This window comes from Pedococcus sp. 2YAF34 (assembly GCF_052114585.1).
GTDB lineage: Bacteria > Actinomycetota > Actinomycetes > Actinomycetales > Dermatophilaceae > Pedococcus.
In genome coordinates, this window is the sequence record NZ_JBFRFA010000034.1 from 1 (window position 1) to 18,411 (window position 18,411).

23 protein-coding genes are annotated in these 18,411 nt (G+C 71.3%); 5 read left to right on the forward strand and 18 right to left on the reverse strand.

All coding sequences use genetic code 11. The features are described from left to right. On the forward strand, window positions 1-475 hold a 475-nt coding region (locus AB4Z02_RS15315), incomplete at its 5' end, for a hypothetical protein (protein ID WP_441971974.1). A gap of 82 nt (window positions 476-557) precedes the next feature. On the opposite strand, the gene AB4Z02_RS15320 is transcribed toward AB4Z02_RS15315, so the two are convergent. Together AB4Z02_RS15320 and AB4Z02_RS15325 are read right to left on the reverse strand one after the other, a co-directional pair. Next, window positions 558-1,364, reverse strand: coding sequence for a hypothetical protein (locus tag AB4Z02_RS15320; protein ID WP_441971976.1), 807 nt, complete (start codon window positions 1,362-1,364; stop codon window positions 558-560). 144 nt (window positions 1,365-1,508) lie between these two features. Continuing rightward, window positions 1,509-2,012: a MarR family winged helix-turn-helix transcriptional regulator gene (locus tag AB4Z02_RS15325; RefSeq protein ID WP_441971977.1), complete on the reverse strand. Its 504-nt coding sequence runs from the start codon at window positions 2,010-2,012 to the stop codon at window positions 1,509-1,511. 95 nt (window positions 2,013-2,107) lie between these two features. Between AB4Z02_RS15325 and AB4Z02_RS15330 the strand changes: the two genes are divergently transcribed. The 3 genes from AB4Z02_RS15330 to AB4Z02_RS15340 are packed head-to-tail and all read left to right on the forward strand — an operon-like array spanning window position 2,108 to window position 4,396. Continuing rightward, window positions 2,108-2,680 carry an NADPH-dependent F420 reductase gene (locus AB4Z02_RS15330; protein ID WP_441971979.1) on the forward strand — a complete coding sequence of 191 codons (573 nt, stop codon included), beginning with the start codon at window positions 2,108-2,110 and terminating at the stop codon, window positions 2,678-2,680. A 34-nt stretch (window positions 2,681-2,714) separates the two neighbouring features. Beyond that, window positions 2,715-3,224 carry a VOC family protein gene (locus AB4Z02_RS15335; protein WP_441971981.1) on the forward strand — a complete coding sequence of 170 codons (510 nt, stop codon included), beginning with the start codon at window positions 2,715-2,717 and terminating at the stop codon, window positions 3,222-3,224. Further along, window positions 3,221-4,396, forward strand: coding sequence for a luciferase domain-containing protein (locus tag AB4Z02_RS15340; RefSeq protein WP_441971983.1), 1,176 nt, complete (start codon window positions 3,221-3,223; stop codon window positions 4,394-4,396). Before AB4Z02_RS15335 ends, AB4Z02_RS15340 begins: the two co-directional genes overlap by 4 nt. 69 nt (window positions 4,397-4,465) lie before the next feature. On the opposite strand, the gene AB4Z02_RS15345 is transcribed toward AB4Z02_RS15340, so the two are convergent. From AB4Z02_RS15345 to AB4Z02_RS15375, 7 genes are all read right to left on the reverse strand, one after another. Continuing rightward, on the reverse strand, window positions 4,466-5,911 hold the full coding sequence (locus AB4Z02_RS15345) for an aldehyde dehydrogenase (RefSeq protein WP_441971985.1): 1,446 nt from the start codon (window positions 5,909-5,911) through the stop codon (window positions 4,466-4,468). Continuing rightward, a complete protein-coding gene (locus AB4Z02_RS15350; protein ID WP_056883861.1) occupies window positions 5,908-6,144 on the reverse strand; it encodes a 2-hydroxymuconate tautomerase in 237 nt (78 codons plus the stop codon). The genes AB4Z02_RS15345 and AB4Z02_RS15350 overlap by 4 nt, the downstream gene beginning before the upstream one ends. A gap of 5 nt (window positions 6,145-6,149) precedes the next feature. Beyond that, window positions 6,150-6,965 carry a 2-keto-4-pentenoate hydratase gene (locus AB4Z02_RS15355; protein WP_441971987.1) on the reverse strand — a complete coding sequence of 272 codons (816 nt, stop codon included), beginning with the start codon at window positions 6,963-6,965 and terminating at the stop codon, window positions 6,150-6,152. After that, entirely contained in the window at window positions 6,965-8,113 is a 1,149-nt protein-coding gene (gene dmpG, locus AB4Z02_RS15360) for a 4-hydroxy-2-oxovalerate aldolase (RefSeq protein ID WP_441971989.1), read from the reverse strand. Before dmpG ends, AB4Z02_RS15355 begins: the two co-directional genes overlap by 1 nt. Window positions 8,114-8,118: 5 nt before the next feature. Then, on the reverse strand, window positions 8,119-9,147 hold the full coding sequence (locus AB4Z02_RS15365; protein WP_441971991.1) for an acetaldehyde dehydrogenase (acetylating): 1,029 nt from the start codon (window positions 9,145-9,147) through the stop codon (window positions 8,119-8,121). Window positions 9,148-9,183: 36 nt separating this feature from the next. Beyond that, a complete protein-coding gene (locus AB4Z02_RS15370; protein ID WP_056883858.1) occupies window positions 9,184-9,966 on the reverse strand; it encodes a 2-keto-4-pentenoate hydratase in 783 nt (260 codons plus the stop codon). A 123-nt stretch (window positions 9,967-10,089) separates the two neighbouring features. Next, on the reverse strand, window positions 10,090-10,893 hold the full coding sequence (locus AB4Z02_RS15375) for an IclR family transcriptional regulator (RefSeq protein ID WP_082590504.1): 804 nt from the start codon (window positions 10,891-10,893) through the stop codon (window positions 10,090-10,092). 67 nt (window positions 10,894-10,960) lie between these two features. Between AB4Z02_RS15375 and AB4Z02_RS15380 the strand changes: the two genes are divergently transcribed. Continuing rightward, a complete protein-coding gene (locus AB4Z02_RS15380; RefSeq protein ID WP_441971993.1) occupies window positions 10,961-11,734 on the forward strand; it encodes an IclR family transcriptional regulator in 774 nt (257 codons plus the stop codon). Here AB4Z02_RS15380 and AB4Z02_RS15385 read toward each other — a convergent pair. The 9 genes from AB4Z02_RS15385 to AB4Z02_RS15425 form a co-directional block, all read right to left on the reverse strand. Then, a complete protein-coding gene (locus AB4Z02_RS15385; protein ID WP_441971995.1) occupies window positions 11,731-12,822 on the reverse strand; it encodes an NADH:ubiquinone reductase (Na(+)-transporting) subunit F in 1,092 nt (363 codons plus the stop codon). The genes AB4Z02_RS15380 and AB4Z02_RS15385 overlap by 4 nt on opposite strands. Before the next feature lie 23 nt (window positions 12,823-12,845). Next, window positions 12,846-13,172 carry a phenol hydroxylase subunit P4 gene (locus AB4Z02_RS15390; RefSeq protein ID WP_056883855.1) on the reverse strand — a complete coding sequence of 109 codons (327 nt, stop codon included), beginning with the start codon at window positions 13,170-13,172 and terminating at the stop codon, window positions 12,846-12,848. 3 nt (window positions 13,173-13,175) lie between these two features. Further along, window positions 13,176-14,711, reverse strand: a complete 1,536-nt coding sequence (locus AB4Z02_RS15395; RefSeq protein ID WP_441971997.1) for a YHS domain-containing protein — start codon at window positions 14,709-14,711, stop codon at window positions 13,176-13,178. A 79-nt stretch (window positions 14,712-14,790) separates the two neighbouring features. Beyond that, a complete protein-coding gene (locus AB4Z02_RS15400) occupies window positions 14,791-15,084 on the reverse strand; it encodes an MmoB/DmpM family protein (RefSeq protein WP_056883853.1) in 294 nt (97 codons plus the stop codon). 15 nt (window positions 15,085-15,099) lie between these two features. After that, window positions 15,100-16,137: a hypothetical protein gene (locus tag AB4Z02_RS15405; RefSeq protein ID WP_441971999.1), complete on the reverse strand. Its 1,038-nt coding sequence runs from the start codon at window positions 16,135-16,137 to the stop codon at window positions 15,100-15,102. Window positions 16,138-16,148: 11 nt separating this feature from the next. Next, on the reverse strand, window positions 16,149-16,577 hold the full coding sequence (locus tag AB4Z02_RS15410) for a hypothetical protein (RefSeq protein WP_156399943.1): 429 nt from the start codon (window positions 16,575-16,577) through the stop codon (window positions 16,149-16,151). Then, window positions 16,561-17,070: a GlcG/HbpS family heme-binding protein gene (locus tag AB4Z02_RS15415; protein WP_441972001.1), complete on the reverse strand. Its 510-nt coding sequence runs from the start codon at window positions 17,068-17,070 to the stop codon at window positions 16,561-16,563. Before AB4Z02_RS15415 ends, AB4Z02_RS15410 begins: the two co-directional genes overlap by 17 nt. A 19-nt stretch (window positions 17,071-17,089) precedes the next feature. Continuing rightward, complete coding sequence (locus AB4Z02_RS15420; protein WP_441972003.1) at window positions 17,090-18,004, reverse strand: catechol 2,3-dioxygenase; 915 nt, start codon at window positions 18,002-18,004, stop codon at window positions 17,090-17,092. Continuing rightward, entirely contained in the window at window positions 17,992-18,393 is a 402-nt protein-coding gene (locus AB4Z02_RS15425) for a 2Fe-2S iron-sulfur cluster-binding protein (RefSeq protein ID WP_441972005.1), read from the reverse strand. Before AB4Z02_RS15425 ends, AB4Z02_RS15420 begins: the two co-directional genes overlap by 13 nt. Window positions 18,394-18,411: the final 18 nt, after the last annotated feature.

Genomic DNA, 18,411 nt, shown 5'->3' on the forward strand with positions numbered 1-18,411 from the left:
GAAGATCACGATGCCGTCCGGCAAGGCGATCGAGGACCCGGCGATCAAGCCCTACCTGTCGCAGTACGCCGGCCAGGAGCTGACCACCGGCGCCCAGGCCAAGGCCTACGCCGACCACTACATCCTGGTCCACATGAACAAGGCCAGCGGTGGCAAGACCTACGAAGAGGTCAGCGGCCAGTTCATCGCGATGTCGCAGGACAAGACGGCCGACCCCGCCGCCGTTGCCGAGCTCGGCCAGCTGCGCCAGACCCTGTTCATGGGCAACACCCTTCGCGGGCTGCTCCTCAACGCGTACGCCTTCGGCACCATGGGCGTCATCGCCTGGTGGGGCGCGATCGCAGCCTTCATCGGCTCGGGCCTGATGTTCCTGCTCAGCTTCCTCGGGATCTGGCACCGTCGCACCGTGCCGGTCGAGGAGGAGGTCCGCATCGGAGCCAGCCGTGCCGCCGCTCCTGCTCCCGCTGTCGGTTGACACAGGCCAGCACCCGCGGACACAGCAAGCCCCCGACCCCCCGTCGGGGGCTTCGCTGTGCCCCGTACGGGGCCGGGCTCGGTCAGTGGGTACCGGCGGGGCGCCCAAGCCAGACCGTCGGGCCCCGGGTGTCGAGGTCCGGGCCGTCCGCGACCTGCACGTGCGGGGCGTACCGGTGGACCGCCTCCGTGAGCGCGGCGCGCTGCGCTGCATCGAGCCCGTTGGCCAGGGACTGGTAGGGCAACCTGGGCGACGCGCTCCCGGTGCGGTCGCGCTCGAGCATCGCCGACAGGTCGGGGCGCGACCTCCGCAGCTCGGCCAGGGCAACCGGGTCCACCGACGACACGTCCACGGCGCCCGGCTCGTAGGGGACCATTCCCTCGACCTGCGGCAGCTGTGCGGCCCCGGGCGCAGCGGTGCCCGGCGCCGGGTCCACCGTCACCACGGCCAGCGCCGGCTGCCTGGAGGCGGGCCGGCCCACCTGAGCCGACGGCTCCAGCGCACAGCACACCACCAGGCGACGCAGCTGCGCCCAGGGAAGGACCTGGGCGCGCTGGTCGCCGGGCGCCATGCCGAGGCCGCTGAGGTAGAGGCCGCCGGGTCCGGCTGCCAGCAACGGGACCGACGCCGCGCGCAGGCCCTGCCGTGCCGCAAGCCATGCTCCACCGGCTACCAGGCCGCCGATGAGGAAGCCGACGACGGACAGGTGGACGAGGGCGACGACGGCGACGAAGGCGCCGAAGGCGGCGCCCAGGAGGGGGACCACGACCCCGACTGCCGCGCTGCCACGGGGCATCTCGAGGACGAAGGCGTCGGGGTCGCCGACCGTCGCCTCGGAGGGGGACGCCCCGACGCCGGTCTGGTCGAAGGTCACGGTGAACCGCTGCACACGTCCTCCTGCGTCGATCCGGGTCGCCCGCAACGTAGCCGCCGCGCGCACCGACGCGCGCGGCGATCCGGACGACCTGACCCGAACGGGTGAGGGGCCACGCAGGCACGCGCCCTCCGCAGGCGCCCTCTTGAGGGGCCGAGCTCAGTCCGCCGAGGGCGAGGCGTCGGGGTTGATCAGGGCCTGCATCCGGCCCTCGGGGTCGAGGCGCGCGAGCATGGCATCACTGATCCGTGCCAGCTGGCGCACCTGCGTGCGGGAGAGTCCGTCGAGGACGAGGTGCCGCACGGTCTCGACGTGCCCCGGGGCGGTCTCGACGACGAGGTCCCAGCCACGGTCGGTCAGGCGCGCGTTGGTGGCGCGGCCGTCCTCGGGGCACGGGAACCGCTCGACGAGCCCGCGGCCCTCGAGCTTGTTCACCACGTGCGACAGCCGGGGCAGCGTGGCGTTGGTCTTCTGTGCCAGCGCGGTCATCCGCAGCGTGTGCTCCGGCGCCTCGGACAGCATCGCCAGGACGAAGTAGTCGAAGTGGCTGAGCCCGGCGTCGCGGCGCAGCTGGGCGTCGAGGGCCCCGGGCAGGAGCTCCATCACGGCGGCGAACCGCAGCCACGCCGCGCGCTCCTCGGGGTCCAACCATCTCGTGCTCATGCTCCACAGCATAGGACATTGGTTGAAGGAACAACTTTTGGGTGTACGGTGTTACTTGTATCAACAACCAAGCACTCACCACTCGGAGGCACACCATGGCGCACATCTCGATCATCGGAACCGGCAACATGGGCCAGGCGATCGCTGCCGTCGCCGGCCGCGGCGGCCACACCGTCACCCTCATCGGCAAGGACGACGCCGACGCCCGTCTCGGCGACGTGGTGGTCCTGGCCGTCCCCTACCCGGCCCTCGCCGACATCGTCGCCAGCCGTGGTGCCGAGCTCGCGGGCCGGATCGTCGTCGACATCACCAACCCGGTCGACTTCGCGACCTTCGACTCCCTCACCGTCACGGCCGACGGTTCCGCCGCTGCCGAGCTCGCCGACGCGCTCCCCGAGTCCCGCGTCCTCAAGGCGTTCAACACCAACTTCGCGGGGACGCTGGCCGCCGGGACCGTGGGCGACCTCACGACGACCGTCCTCATCGCCGGCGACGACGCCGACGCGAAGACCACCCTGGCCGGCATCGTCGCGGCCGGCGGCCTCAGGGCCATCGACGCCGGGTCCCTGCGCCGAGCCCGCGAGCTCGAGGCCCTCGGCTTCCTCCAGATCACCCTCGCCGCCGGCGAGAAGATCTCGTGGACCGGCGGCTTCGGCGTCATCGCCTGACCCAGATCCCCACCAGCAGAACGGATTCCGCACCATGACCGTCAACGCCGTGCGCCTCAACCACGCCGTGCTCTTCGTCAGCGACCTCGACCGCAGCCTGGAGTTCTACCAGCAGGCCTTCGGGATGGAGGTCGTGGCGCGGGAGCCCCGTGCCCAGGCCGCGTTCCTGCGACTGCCCCGCTCGGGCAACCACCACGACCTCGGCCTCTTCGGGGTCGGCGCCCAGCCGCCGCGCCCCCGTGGCGCCCTCGGGCTCTACCACCTCGCCTGGCAGGTGGACACCATCGACGAGCTGGTCGAGGCCCGCAGCACCCTGCTGCGCCTCGGCGCCCTCGGGGGCGAGTCGAGCCACGGCGCCACCAAGAGCATCTACGGCCAGGACCCCGACGGCAACGAGTTCGAGGTCATGTGGATGCTGCCGCGCGAGTCGTGGGGCGAGTTCGAGCACTCCGCACCGGTCGAGCGCCTCGACCTCGGCGCCGAGGCGACGCGCTGGGCGGGTGTCCGCACCGCCGCCGAGCTCGTGCCGCTGGACGCACGATGACCACCGCCACGGGCACGGCCACCTTCGCCGCCCCGGTCGTCGCGACCCACGGCGCCGGTGACCCGAATGCTCCCCTGGTCGTCCTGCTCCACGGACGTGGGTCCACCGAGCAGGAGATCCTCGGACTCGCCCCCCACCTGCCGCAGGGCGTCGAGTACGCCGCCGTGCGGGCGCCGATCGCCGAGGGTGGCGGGTTCGCGTGGTTCGCCAACCGCGGCATCGGCCGTCCCGTGGCCTCCTCCCTCGAGGCCACCATGGCCTGGTTCCGGGCGTGGCTGGACTCGGTCGCCCCCGCCGGCCGACCCGTCGTGCTCATCGGCTTCAGCGGCGGCGCCGCCTTCGCCGGCGGGCTCGTGCTCGCGGACCCGTCGCGGTTCGCGGGCGCCGCGATCCTCTACGGCACGCTGCCCTTCGACGCCGGCGTCCCGCTCGACCGCAGCCGGCTGGCCAACCTGCCGGTGTTCGTGGCCCAGGGCGAGTCCGACCACGTCATCCCGCGCGAGCTCCTCGACCGGACCTGGGCCTGGCTGCACACCGAGTCCGGGGCACCCACCGTCGGACGACGCGACGCCAGCGGCCACGGACTCACGCAGGCCACCGTGCGCCGGCTGGCGGCGTGGGCCGCCGAACGCCTCACCCACGTCTCCGTCGAGGGAGCCGCTCCGGTGGGTCCGCAGCGGGACGTGGTCTGGCACGGCATCGAGGGCGGCCGGCTCCCCCACCGGGCCGGTCCGTCGCCCGAGGTCCACTGGGACATCCCGCAGCAGCAACAGTCGCAGAACGCGCCGGAGCCGTTGCAGGAGAGACTGTTCGAGCGCGTCAGCGCCCTCACCGGCGTGCAGGGCGGCCCGTCCCAGATCTCCGTCCCCGGCGCGCGCGCCTTCACGCTGCCGGGCGGCACGGGCCCCGACGAGTGCTACCTCGTACCGGGCGTGCGCGAGTTCGCCCACCTCCACCCGGCCCACGACGGCTCGCTCCACCTGGCCCTCCCGGCGGCGTACGCCGCGGACCTCGTCGCCCACGGCTGGGGCGTCCCGCACCCGTGGGCGGGCACCCGCCTGGCGGCCGGGTTCGTCATGCTGTTCGGCCCCCGGACCGAGGACGAGCTCGAGACCTTGACCGCGGTCGTCACCGAGGCCCACTCCTTCGCCTCCGGGAGCAGGACGGCCTGACGGCGGACACACGCGAAGACCCCCTCCGGGTTCCGGAGGGGGTCTTCGCGTGTGTGCGGTCGAGGGCTCTCAGCCGCGGTCGATCTGCATGACGACGGCCTTGGGCTCGGTGAAGAACTCGCGCGAGAAGTTGCCCCCCTCGCGCCCGACCCCCGAGTCACCGACGCCGCCGAAGGGCGTGCGCAGGTCGCGGATGAAGAAGCAGTTGACCCAGACCGTGCCGGCCCGAAGCCTCGACGAGACGCGGTGCGCCCGGGACAGGTTCTCGGTGAAGACCATCGCGTTGAGGCCGTAACGCGTGTCGTTGGCCAGGGCGACGACGTCGTCCTCGGTCTCGAAGCGGTTGACCACGCACACCGGGCCGAAGATCTCCTCGCAGTACTGAGGGGCCGTCAGCGGCAGGTCGGTGACGATGGTCGGCCGCACGAGCCAGGCGCCGTCCTCGTCGACCCCGCCGGTGAGGACCTTGCCGCCCTGCTCCTCCACGGACTCGACGTAGCCGCGCACCTTCTCGAAGTGGCGCCTGCTGGCGAGGACCGAGAACCTCGTGGCGGGGTCGAAGGGATCGCCGATGACGAGGGCCTCGGCTGCTGCCCTGAAGCGGTCCATGAACTCGTCGTACACACCGGACTGCACGAACAGCCGCGACCCCGCGAGGCAGATCTGGCCGGAGTTGCGGAAGATCGCCTCCACGGCCCAGTGCACGGCGTTGTCGAGGTCGGCGTCGTCGAAGACGAGGTTCGCGCCCTTCCCGCCGAGCTCCAGCGAGACCGGCGCGAGGTGGGTCGCGGCGGAGGCCATGACCGCCTTGCCGGTGGTCGACGACCCCGTGAAGGTCACCCGGTCGACGCGCTCGTCGGCGGTGAGTGCTGCACCAGCAGGCGCGCCGTGGCCGTTGAGGACGTTGAGGACGCCCGGGGGGAAGCCTGCTTCGATGGCGAGGCGACCCAACAGGGTGACCGACGCGGGGGTGTCCTCGCTCGGCTTGATGATGCAGGTGTTGCCCCAGGCGATCGCGGGGGCGATCTTCCAGGTGGCCATCATGAGCGGGAAGTTCCACGGCGAGATGGCTGCCACGACACCCGCGGGGCCGAACTCGCTGTAGGAGTGGTGGCCCGAGTCCATCGGGTACACCTCCCCGACGTGGTCGCGCTGGTGGTCGGCGAAGAAGCGGAAGTTCCACACGGACCGACCGACGTCGTGCTTCGCCTGGGCGAACGGCTTGCCCATGTTGGTGGAGTCGAGGCACGCCAGGTCGTCGGCGCGCTCCTCCATCAGGTCGGCGAGCCGGTGGATCGCGGCGGCGCGCTCGGCGCGGCCCATCCGCGGCCACGGGCCCTCGTCGAACGCCCGGCGCGAGCTCTCCACCGCGCGTGCCGCGTCGGCGGCACCCGCCTCCGCCGCCTGCGCGAAGACCTCCTGAGTCCACGGGTTCCAGACGTCGAAGCGAGCCCCGTCGAGGGACTCCACCTCCTCGCCGTCGATGATGTGGCCGAAGAACTGGATGTCACTCATGGCGCCTCCTTCCCGAGGTCCGGTGAGGTGTCATGGGCCGAGGCGGCACGGCGCTCGGCGATGGTGACGTCGCCTGCCGCCCAGTGGGTCGCCGGCACCTCGCGGACGACGACCCTGACGTTCTCGAGCGGCGCGTCGACGGTCTCGACGACGGCCCGGGTCAGTGCGGAGACGAGGGCGCGCACCTGCTCGGGCGTGCGGCCCTCCACCATGGTCACCTCGACGAGTGGCACGGTCCTCAGCCCTCCCCACCGTTGAGGAAGACCGACCCGAGGTGGGTGAAGTGGCACGCGGTGCTCGACCCGGGTGGCGCGAAGACCGCATCGGTCATGCCGCCGGTGAGGACGATCCACCCCGCCTCGATGGCGTGGCCCCGTCGGGCGAGGTCGTTGGCGGCGAGGGCGAGCGCCTCCCCGGGGTGTCCCTGCACGGCCGCACCCGTGGCCGAGTCGACGACCACGCCGCCGACCTCGACGAGGACGGCCTCCAGGGCGAGGTCCAGCTCGGCCGGGGGCAGCCCGACCGGTCCCGTGACGAAGGCCCCCGACGAGGCGTTGTCGGCGGCGACGTCACCGGCGGTGAACCGGAAGTCCTGGTAGCGGCTGTCGATGACCTCGGCGCCGCCCCACACCGACTCGACCGCGGACATGGCCTGCGCGCAGGTGACGCCGGGGCCCTCGAGGCGCTCCCCCATGACGAAGACGATCTCGGGCTCTATCCGCGGGTGGATCAGGCGCGACTGCGGGACCGGGTCGCCGACCGGAAGCACCATCGCGTCGGTGAGCCAGGCCACGAACGGGAAGTGGACCCCCATCCGCTGCTGCTTGGCGCGGCTGGTCAGGCCGAGCTTGACGCCCACGAGCTTCTCCCCGCGCGCGAGCCGCTTGGCGAGGTTCAGGTCCTGGACCTCGTAGCCGGTGTCGAGGTCGAGCCCCGGCCACTCGTCGGTGAAGGGGGGCCGCTCGCGACGCTCGTCCTCGCACCGCAGGAGCTCGGCGGCGACGGACTCGACGTCCCAGCTGCCTGCCGGTGCGGTGCCGGGCTGCGCGGACATCAGCGGACCCCCGCCCCTGCGAGGTCCCCGAGCTCGACGAGCTGGGCCCGCTCCTCGGCGAGCTGGAGGGCGATGTCGATGATCATGTCCTCCTGGCCGCCGACGTACCCGTGCTCCCCCACCTTCTGCAGGATGGCGTGCGCCGGCACGTCGTACCGCTCGGCGGCACGCTCGGCGTGCAGCAGGAACGAGCTGTAGACCCCCGCGTAGCCCTGGGTGATGGACGCCCGGTCCATCCACGGCAGGCGCGGGATGAACGGCCGGACGACGTCCTCGGCCGCCGAGAGCACCTCCCCCAGATCGATGCCGGTGCGGACCCCGAGGCGCTCGAACGTCGCCGCCAGCACCTCCGTGGGGCTGTTGCCCGCGCCGGCGCCGAGCGCGCACAGCGCCCCGTCGATCTGCAGGGCCCCTGCCTGGTGGGCGAGGACGGAGTTGGCGATGCCGAGGCTGAGGTTCTGGTGGCCGTGGAAGCCCACCTGCGCCTCGGCGCCGATCTCGTCGATGACGGCGGTGATCCGCTGCTGTGCGTCCGAGAGCACGAGGGCGCCCGCGGAGTCGACGACGTAGACGCACTGGGCACCGGCATCGACCATGGTCCGCGCCTGCTGGGCGAGCTTCTCGGGCGTGGCCTTGTGGCTCAGCATGAGGAAGCCGACCGTCTCCATGCCGAGGGCCCGGGCCGCGCCGAAGTGCTGGACCGAGACGTCGGCCTCGGTGCAGTGCGTGGCGATCCGGGCGACCGAGGCCCCGGCCGCGTGCGCCTGCTTGAGGTGGTGCACCGTACCCAGCCCCGGGAGCATCAGCACCGCGATCTTCGCCCGGGTGGCCTCGTCGACGGCCGCGGCGATCAGCTTCATCTCGTCGACCGCGGAGAAGCCGTAGTTGAAGCTCGAGCCCCCGAGCCCGTCACCGTGCGACACCTCGATGACCTCCACGCCGGCGTGGTCGAGGGCGTGCACCACGCCGCGCACCTGCTCCTCGGTGAACTGGTGCTGCATGGCGTGGGAGCCGTCGCGCAGGGTCGAGTCGGTGATGCGCAGGTCACGCTGACCGCCACCGCTGGGGGTGTGGGCGAGGACCTCGGACTCGGTCACCTCGCTCGTGACGACGGGCGCGTCCTCGGGGCGGATGGTCATGTCTCCCATGGGGATCAGGCTCCTGCCTGCTGTGCGCCGGCGCCTGCGCCGACCAGCGGGTCGGGGACGTCGCCGAGCTCGCTCGAGGACTTCCAGGTGGAGGCGACCCCCAGGCGGTGGGCGACCATGATGTCGCCCACGCGGGCTGCGGCCGCCGTGATGATGTCGAGGTTGCCGGCGTAGTCGGGCAGGTAGTCGCCGCGTCCCTTGACCTCGATGGGGACGAACACCCGCGCCATACCCCGCCACAGGTCGCGGGCCGGGTCGAACTGCGGGTCGGCGCGGAGGTGGTAGCCGGGCACGTAGTCCTGCACCCGGGCGACCATCTCGTGGATGGACTCGAGGATGCGGTCCTGCAGCGCGCCGGGCTCCCCCGCCTCCGCGGGTATGGCGCAGAAGACCGAGTTGCGCATCATGAGGGGCGGCTCGACGGGGTTGAGGATGATGATGGCCTTGCCTCGCTCGGCACCGCCGACCACCTGGAGTGCCTCGGACGTGGTCTCGGTGAACTCGTCGATGTTGGCACGCGTCCCCGGACCGGCCGACCGGCTGGAGATCGACGCGACGATCTCCGCGTAGGGCACGGACACGACGGAGGAGACCGCCTTGACCATCGGGGTCGTGGCCTGTCCCCCGCAGGTGATCATGTTGACGTTCATCGCGTCGAGGTTGAAGTCGAGGTTGACCGGCGGGCAGAGGTACGGCCCGACGGCAGCGGGCGTGAGGTCGACGGCCAGGATGCCCGCCTCGGCGTACCGGGGAGCGTTGGCCTCGTGGGCCTTGGCCGAGGTGCACTCGAAGACGACGTCGGGCAGGTCGTCCTGGGCCAGCAGCCAGTCGACGCCCTCGTGGCTCGCCCGGAGTCCGACCGATCGGGCGCGCCTGAGGCCGTCGGAGGCCGGGTCGACCCCGACCATGTAGCGCGGCTCGAGCACGTCGCTGCGCCGCAGGAGCTTGAACATCAGGTCGGTGCCGATGTTGCCCGGGCCGACGATGGCGGCGGTGCCCGTGGTCCGGGTCGGGGTGGACGTCGGGGTGGACATGTCGCTCCTCCGTTGATCGGGGGTTCTGGGTGTGGGTCAGGCGAATCGGGCGGTGACGCTGCCGAGCCCGGCGAACGTCGCGGTGAAGGTGTCGCCGGCGGCGACCGGCACCATGGCGCACACGGCACCCGGCAGGACGACGTCGCCCTCCTCGAGCGTGATCCCGCGGGCTCCGACTGTGTTGGCGAGCCAGACGAGGGAGTTGACGGGCGAGCCGAGGACGGCGCCACCGGCGCCGGTGCCCACGACCTGGCCGTTGCGGTGGAAGGTCGCGCCGGCGAGGCGCAGGTCGACCGCGCCCACGTCGGTCGGTGTCGAGCCCAGGACGACCGCCCCGCTGCTCGCGTTGTCGGCGATGGTGTCCAGGAGCCCGATCCTCCAGTCGCGGATGCGGCTGTCGACGATCTCCAGGGCGGGCAGGACGAAGTCGACAGCCCGCAACGCCTCGTGGACCGTGACGCCCGGGCCCTTGAGCGGTCGCTTGAGGACGAAGGCGACCTCCGGCTCCACCCGTGGCTGGAGGAAGGAGCTGACCGGGACCGGAGCGTGCTCGAGGTGGAAGAAGTCGTCGAGCAGGTGGCCGTAGTCGGGCTCGGTCACCCCGAGGAGCTTCTGCATCGCGACGCTCGTCAGGCCCACCTTGTGACCCCGGACGACCCGGCCCTCGTCCCGACGGCGCTCGACCTGCAGCAGCTGGATGGCGTAGGCGTCCTCGAGGGTCATGTCCTCGTACGTGGCCGTCAGCGGCTCGACGGGCGTGCGCGTGGCGTAGGCAGCGAGGAGCTGCTCGGCGGCGGCGGCGCGGGTGAGATCGTCCACGTGGCTGACCTTCCTCGGTGCGGTGCTGCGGTCGGGCGGCTCGTCCCGCCGACACTGTCGACGGTACGGACCCGCGGCCCCGCGCGCCGCCCCCGTTCCGCTCCCGGGAACGGGACCCGCTGGTCAGCCTGCGTGGGCGAGGGAGATCCGCCGGGCGGCGGCGGTGAGCACCGGCACCAGGCGGTCGACGCGGGGGGCGATGACCTCGGTGGGCCCGAACACCGAGATGGCGGCGACGGCGCGCCGGTGGACGACGACGGGCACCGCCACCGAGGACGCACCGTCGAACGACTCGCTCGTCGACGAGGCGAAGCCGACCCGTCGCACGCCCTCGAGGCAGCGCACCCAGTCCGCCTCAGTCCGGACGGTCCGGCTCACGCGGGGCGGGAAGCCGGCACGACGGCGCGCCAGGTCGGCTGCGGGGTCGAAGGCCGCGATCGCCTTGCCGCTGCTCGTGGTGTGCGCGGGCAGCCGGCGCCCGAAGTTGCCGAGCATCCGCACGCCGTCACTGTTCTCGATGCGCTCGATGAAGACGATGTCCGGGCCGTCGCTGACCGACAGGTTCGTCGTGAGGCCGGTGGTTGCGACGACCTGGCGCAGGTGCGGGAGGGCGTGGTGGCGAAGGGCGTTGCGGGCCAGGGCCAGCTCGCCCAGCTCGTAGAGGTGGATGCCCAGGCGGTACAGCCCGGTGTCCGGGCGCTGCTCGACGAACCCGCGGCTCGTCAGCGTCTGGAGCAACCGGTGGGCCGTGGACTTCGCGACCCCGAGCCGTCGTGCGATGTCGGAGACCCCCAGCTCGCCGTCCGTGGCGAAGCACTCGAGCACGTCGAGGGCGCTGCCGACCGACTTGACCCCTGCCGTGTCGTCGCCGTGGCTCCGCTTCGGGGTGCTGGAGCACCACACCTGCTCCTGCGCGAGGGTTGTCATGGCCTGGCTCCTTTGCCCTTCCGGTGATGGGCTGACAATGCCTGCCCCCGCGTGCTTCGATCAACGAATGCGTTCCACTGAGCGGAACGGTCCGCCGGTCAGCCTCCTCGCCCGTGCGACCGCGGTCCTCGAGGCGTTCGACGACAGCCACCCCGTCCTGGGGCTCGCCGACCTCGCGCGCCGTACGGGACTGCCGAAGTCGACCGTGCACCGCATCGCGAGCGAGCTGGTGTCGCTGCGCGTCCTCGAGCGCCCGGACGACGCCACGGTGGACGGCTACCGGCTCGGCATGTGGTTCTTCGAACGGGGCGAGCTCGTCCCGGTGCACCGGTCGCTGTCCGATGCGGCCCTCCCGGTGATGGAGGACCTGCGTGAGGCCACCCGCCAGCGCATCCACCTCGCGGTCCTCGACGGGGTGGACGTCGTCTACGTCGAGATCCTCGGCACGGGGCGGCACGACATCGCCTCCCGCACCGGTGGCCGGTTGCCGGCGCACGCCACCGGTGTCGGCAAGGTCCTGCTGGCCTACAGCCCTGCCGCCACGGTCCGCGCCCGGGTGGACGCCGGGCTCCCCCGGATGACGCCGCGGACCATCGCGACGCCCGGAGGCCTCACCCGTGAGCTGCGCAAGATCCGCTCGGTGGGGATGGCGCTCGACCTCGAGGAGTCGCACCTGGGCATCTCCTGCGTGGCGGCACCGGTCTTCGGCGCCGACCACAAGATCCGCGCAGGGCTGTCGGTGACCGGCGTGACCGGGTCGATCGACCCGGTCACCCTCGGGCCCGCCGTGCGGACCGCCGCCTTCACCCTCAGCCGGACCCTGCGCGCCTCGGGCCTCTAGCGCTTGATGAGCGGCGACCGCACACCCCCCGTCGCCTTGTCGCCCTCGTTGAAGAAGTCCTCCCGGTGGATGTCCCGCGGGAAGAGCCGTCTGCCCATGAGGGTCTTCAGCGCCGCGTCGACCATCGGCGGTGGGCCGCACAGGTAGCCGGCGCTCCCGCTGAGGCTGGCGTGGTCGGCGGCGATCACGTCGGTGACGAGGCCGAAGCCGTAGTCAGCGGCGTCGGCGCCGCAGTCCTCGGGAGCCTCGTCAGAGAGGCACGGCCGGTAGGTGAACCGGTCGGGGTACCGCGCGGCGAGCCCACGGAAGTACTCCACGTCGTAGAGCCACTCCCGCGTGCGGGCTCCCTGGTACAGGGTCAGCCGCCCCTCGTACGCGTCGTCCTCGAGCGCGTGGCGCAGCATCGACTTCAAGGGCGCGAGCCCTGTCCCGCCACCCACCAGGATGGCGTGCCGGTCGTCCCCCGTGCGGAGCACGAAGCGGCCGTAGGGTCCCGACACCGAGACGCGGTCGCCCACCATGAGGCCGCCGAAGACCCAGCCGTCGGTCCCCCGGCCGCCCTCGACGTTGCGGATGTGGAACTCCAGCCTCCGCGACTCGCTGGGTGGCGAGGCGATGGACCAGGTGCGGTCCACCGCCGGCATCCCGTCCCGCGCCGGCACCTGGAACTTGAGGTACTGCCCTGCGTTGAAACCGATCTCACGGTCGAGCTTGATGACGAGCCGTCGCGTCTGGAGCGCGATCTCCTCGAGCTCGACGACGGTGCCCGTGTAGTCCTCGACCGGGAAGACCTCCACGGAGTCGTCGACGTCGACGTCGGCCTCGATCACGACGTCCGACCGCGGGCAGGCGACGCACGGGAGGACCTTGCCCTCGTCGCGCTCGTAGTCCATCAGCGCGAACGAGCTGGCCGCCCCGTGGTCCACCTCACCGTCGAGCACCTCGGCCTTGCAGGTCGCGCAGGTGCCGTGGGTGCAGCTGTGCGGGAGCCAGACCCCGCTGCGCAGGCAGGCGTCGAGGATCGTCTGGTCCTCGCGGCACTCGACCTCGCGGCCGAGGGGCTCGACGGTGATGGTGTGGGTGTCCATGTCTCTCCTCCGGGTGGTCCGCTTCAGGCCGCCACACGCGTGCCGATGACGTCCTTGTGCCCCACGCCCAGCTCGGCGAGCGTCTGGTCGTCGCGCGGCTGGAACTGCGCGCCGTGCAGGGTCCACACCCGCGGGGCGGCCGCGTCGAAGTCGGGGTCCTCCTCGGCGAAGGGGACCACGACGCCATTCCAGAAGTCGGCCCAGGTCATCGCCCTCGGCGCCCGGAAGCAGGCAGCGGCGGCGAACCACAGGGTGTCGGTGAACCACACGTGGACGAGCTGGTCGTCCCCGTACAGCTCCTGGCGTGAGCGCGACGGGAACTCGTACGCGCCGATGCTCTTGACGGTCATCCTTCAGCCCTCCGTTCCGGTCGGTGCGTGGTCGTCGTGCCAGGTGTTCCAGTTCTTCTCGTCGACGGAGCCCTTGTACTCGCCGCTGTCACCCTCCTCGAGGCCGTACCACTGCAGGACGTCCGGCAGGGTCGGCCCGCCGCAGCTCCCCTGGTAGATCTGGTGCACGGGCAGCCACGCCTGGACGTACTTCTCCGGCTCGCGCTCGAAGATCCACTGGCAGCCGTTCGAGCAGGTCTGGAACGTCTCGCCGTCGTACACCGACTCGCGCTGGCAGATCGTCGTCGGGTCGCCCGGCTCGGTGAAGAGCATCGGCACCTGGCAGACCTGGCAGAGCTGGGGCAGGCCGCGCCAGAAGTGCCGGCCACCGGCCTCGATGTTCTTCTCCTCCTTGGCCCACAGCGGCTGGTAGAGCTGCTCGAAGGTGTCGGGGTAGTTGTCCCGCAGCCACTGCTGGTGCTCGGCGTCGGGGACCGAGGTCGTGAAGGCCGCCGCGTGCGAGAACTGGTAGAGGGTCCAGTACACCTGGTGTGACAGGGTCTCCTTCTCGGCGATGGCGTCGTCGACGTGCTTCGGCGGCGTGATGCCGTAGAAGGCGAGGTCGGCGAACAGGCCCCCGAGCATCTGCTCCTCGAAGTACAGCTCGAAGGACTCCTTCCAGCTCATCACCTTGCGCGGCAACATGTAGTCGAGCATCTGCGCGACCAGCGCCGTGACGCGGTACCCGCGCCAGAACCACTTGTCGATCCACGCCTGGACGATCGGGACGTTGCCCTCGTCCTGCTCGAGGATGAACTTGATCGCCTCGAGCCCGAGGGTCATGTGGCGCGACTCGTCGGACTGCGCCGAGAAGCCGAAGGTCATCGTCGGCAGGTCGCCGTTGAACGACGCGCCTGACATGAACGGCACGAACAGCAGGTTGGTCAGGAGGTACTCGAAGGAGAACCCGATGGCGATGAGGAACTCGAACGGCCCGGCGGACAGCGCGTCGTCGAAGAACGACTTCGGCACCGAGAGGTACCAGACCCGGTCGTGCTGCTCGAGGTAGTTGTGGAAGCCGCCGTAGTACTTGTTGTAGTTGCTGAGCGTGTGGATCTCGGTCTGCGTGTGGCGCAGCTCGTCGATCGACTGGCAGAGGGCGGCGAAGCGCGGTCCCGGGCCGTTGAGGTGCCGGGCCAGGTAGGCGAAGTTCCGGTGCGCCGTGTACTCCAGCGGCGTGACGCCCTGGAGGAACACCTTCATCGCGTTGAGGTACGACGCGTCGGTGAGGCTGAGGTGCCCCTGGCTCTGGGCGAACCCGTCGAGCACGGCGTAGAGGCGCTTGTCCTTCTCGGCCTGGTACTTCGCGTAGGCGTCGACGGTGAGGCGGAAGGGGTCCTCCCACTTGCCCCAGTCGTGGATCTTGATGCCCTCGAACTCGGTGTGGGGGAACACGTCGCGCTTGTCGACGTAGCTCGGCTCCCAGTCGAGGTCCCGGGTCAGCGCCTCGTAGCGCTGCTTCATGGTCAGCTTGCGGGGGGCCTTGGGGGCGATGGTCATTGCGGACTTCCTATCTGCGACATCGGGGCCCCCGCGAAGTATCGGAGCGAGGGACGAGCGGAGAACTTCGTGGGGTGAGTCAGTGGTCCCAGGCGATGACGATCTCGTCGTCATCCCATTCCTTGATGTGCCCGAAGTAGCTGACGATGGCCAGCTGGAACTCGTGCGTCTCCCACTCGCGGCCGAGGCGCTCCTCGACCGCCTCCCGGGTGACGACCAGTCGGCCCGGCGCGGAGATCCGGACGAGGCCGGGCATGTGCTTGACGGTGCAGCCGTCGTTCGTCGCCTCGATGGCCTCGACGACGGAGCGGTTCGCCTCGCTCTCCTGGATGTCGACGCCCACGGTGCGGGTGGCGGCGGGTGTGGCGGTCATGTCGTCTCCTCCTGGTCAGGCCGTGGGGGCCGTGGGGGCCGTGGCCGTGTCGGGGCCGGCGGCGCGGACGGCTTCGCGGATGCCGTCGGCGGTGGCCTCGAGCGCGGCGACCGCACCGGAGGCGACGAGCTCGTCGACGCGCAGGGCGACCGGGCGGACGGCGCGCAGCGCCTCCTCGAGGGCCTCGGTCGTGGTGCTCGCGAGCAGGGCCGCGTTGGCCGACCCGGTCGCCGGGTCTGCAGCCCAAGCCTTGTAGAGGCCGTCGAGCCACTTGCGCTGGTCCTTGAACCACGTGGCGAAGTGCTGGGCCACGAGGCTGTACGCCCCGGCCCCGGACTCGATGGCGGCGTCGTCGAGGTGGCCGTGGAAGAGCGCGTAGACGAGGCGGTCGGTGACGTCGAGTCGGACGAGCGCACGGCCCCAGTCCTTCTCGAGGAAGAGCTCCTCGACGAAGCGGCGCAGGCCCTGCAGTGGTGCGTCCTCGACCCACCGGGTCTTCGCCTGGGTGAGCAGCTCTGCCGTCCCACCGCCCAGGGCGATGCCCAGGCGGCTCAACGACTGGGCGTTGCCGATGCGGTCGAACGCGGCGTAGCCGGCGCACTGGGTGATCGTCGTGCCGAACCCGAAACGCGTGACGTCGCTGCACACCATCTGCGCGCCCGACTCATAGTGCCGCAACGGCACGAGCAGCTCGCCGACGAGCGTGGCCCACCCCTCGGGGAGCCGCGACAGCAGGTCGCGGGAGTCGAGGTAGTCCAGCGTCGCCGCCATCGCCTCCGCCATGGCGGCCCGCGAGCTGACGTACGGCGCGTAGTAGTACTGCCGTGGGTCGGTGAACGAGTACGGGTCGGTGAGCCGGAAGGCACTGAGCGTCTCGTCGTAGAGCTCGTGCTGCGGGTCCCACAGCGGTCGGTAGTGGAAGTTCTCCTTGGCCTGGACGTCGATCGTCCCCTCCTCGTAGCGGGAGGCGGGGCGGTCGCCGTAGCGCTTCACCAGGTGGGTGAAGGTCTTGCGTTGCGGTTCGATGACCTGCGTGCGGAGCTCATACTGCATGGCGTGCCTCCTCAGGCGACGTGGTGGTGGGTGACACCCGACTCGACGAGCAGGCGGACCAGCAGGTCGGGCAGGGCGTCGGCGTCCTCGAGCTCGACGGGCTCCTCGGACTCGATGCCGTCGCCGACCAGCCGGCCGTACGCCGTGCCGTCCTCGAACGTCGTCGAGACGCGGGCCGCGCGGCCGCGGTGGACGACCCGGAAGGCGAGCTCGGTCGGCAGGGTCTCGTCGACGAGCTCCAGCCGGTCGTCGGCCGCGCCGAGGACCGCGTTGGCCTCGCTGACGAGCTGCTCGGCGAGCGAGCGGATCATCACCTGCCGGTCGGCGCCGGTGCCCGTGGCGATGCGCCGGCTGAGCCGGGTCACCGGTGGGGGCGACATCGCGCCCAGGGCCACGAGGTCGTCCTCGGGGGTGCCGACGAGCTCAGCTACTCGCTGCATGAACGGGGTCATGGTGCGTCCTCTCGGTGACGTCGCGGTGGCAGAAGAAGGTGGGGCTCACCCCGGTGACGCCGGCGACCACCGCAGCGGCGCCGGTGGAGGCGATGTCCTTGTCCTGGGCGGCGGACCCGCCCGAGACGCCGACGGCACCGACGGCACCCCCGCCGAGGACGATCGGGACCCCCCCGCCGAAGGCCGCGACCCGCCCGCGCTGGCCGATGCCCTCGCGGACGGGGTCCTCACCCGCGATGGCGTCGTAGAAGTCGTCGGTGGCGACCCCGCCGAAGCCGGCCACGGTCCACGCCTTGTCCTGGGCGATGGCCCCGGACCCGGCGAACGCCCCGTCCATCCGGGCAAAGGCCAGCAGCCCACCACCGGTGTCGGCGACGGCCACGTTCACCGCGACGCCCAGGGCCTGGGCCCGGCGCACCGCGGCGTCGAGAGCGAGGCGCGCACCGTCGTAGGTGAGGGTGAGCTCGTTGCGCAGCAACATGGTTCGGCTCCCCGGCTCGTCAGGTCAGGACCGACGTGAAGGCGTCGTTGAGCTCGCGCGAGTGGTAGAACACACCCTTGCCGAGTGCCTCGGGGGTCCACACGTTCGTCGGCCGGTCCGGGTAGGCGAGGTAGCCGCCGGAGAAGACCTCGTTGCGGTTGCCCGAGGGGTCGAAGAAGTAGACGGTCTGCCCGCGCGTGATGCCGTGGCGGGTCGGGCCGACGTCGATCGGGACGTCATCCATGGAGAACAGGTCGGCGGCACGGCCGACCTCGTTCCAGTCGTTCAGGCGGAACGCGAAGTGGTGCAGCTTGCCCTGCGGTCCGGAGAGGACCGCGAGCTGGTGGATCTGGTTGCTGCTCGTCATCCACGTGGCGATGATGTCGGCGTCGTCGTCGAGGCTGGTCTGCACCCGCTCGGTCGCGTAGAACCCGAACACCTCCGAGAGAAAGCGGTCCATCTGGCCCGGGTCCTCGGCGGTGATGAGCGAGTGGTCCAGGGCAGGCACGCCCACGCCCACCAGGCGGCGGGGGAACGCGTCGGGGTTGTGCACGCCGACCTCGGTGCCGACCAGGGTGGCCTCGTGGTAGACCTCGAAGACGTGGTCCGAGGGGGTCGTGAACCGGATGCCGTCACCGATCTCCGGGTTGTCGCCCTTGCTCATCCTATCGACCGTGACGCCGAACGCGGTCGCCTTGGCCTCGATGTCGTCGAGGTCGGTGGAGTGCTGGACCTTCCAGCCGTACTTGACGACGCCGACGCCGCCCTCCTCGAGGACGACCGAGTGGTGGTCCCACTCGTCCCAGGCCTTGTAGTAGACCTTGTTGCCCTCGGCGTGGGTCTCGTACAGGCCCATCGTGTTGGCGTAGTGGTCCTTGGCCTCGGCCAGGTCCGTGACGCGGATGTGGGCGTAGCCCAACCTCATGACTCCCATGACTGCTCCTTCTCGGGGGTGCCGGCCGCGCTGTTCGCGGCGGCGTGCGCCTCGGCGCGCTGCCGGGCCTTGTCGTTGATCTGGTGGAGGAACCGGTTGACGAGACGGACGTCCTCGCCGCGCAGCTCGATGGTGATGTCGCCCTCGGGGACGGCTCGGCAGGTCAGGCAGGTGCCGTCTGCCTGCTCGGCGTCGGAGATGACGGTGTCGGACACGGGACGGCAGTAGGCGAAGTCGCCCGCACGGCAGTCGACCTTGCAGATCGCGCACCCGCCGCGGCGGCACCCCACGGTGTAGGCGAACCCCGCCTGGTAGAGGCCGCTGAGCACCGTCTGGCCGGGCTGGAGGTAGATCACCTCGCCCGTGGGGTGGATCGTCACGGTCGGCACTGCCGCTCCCTTGCGTTC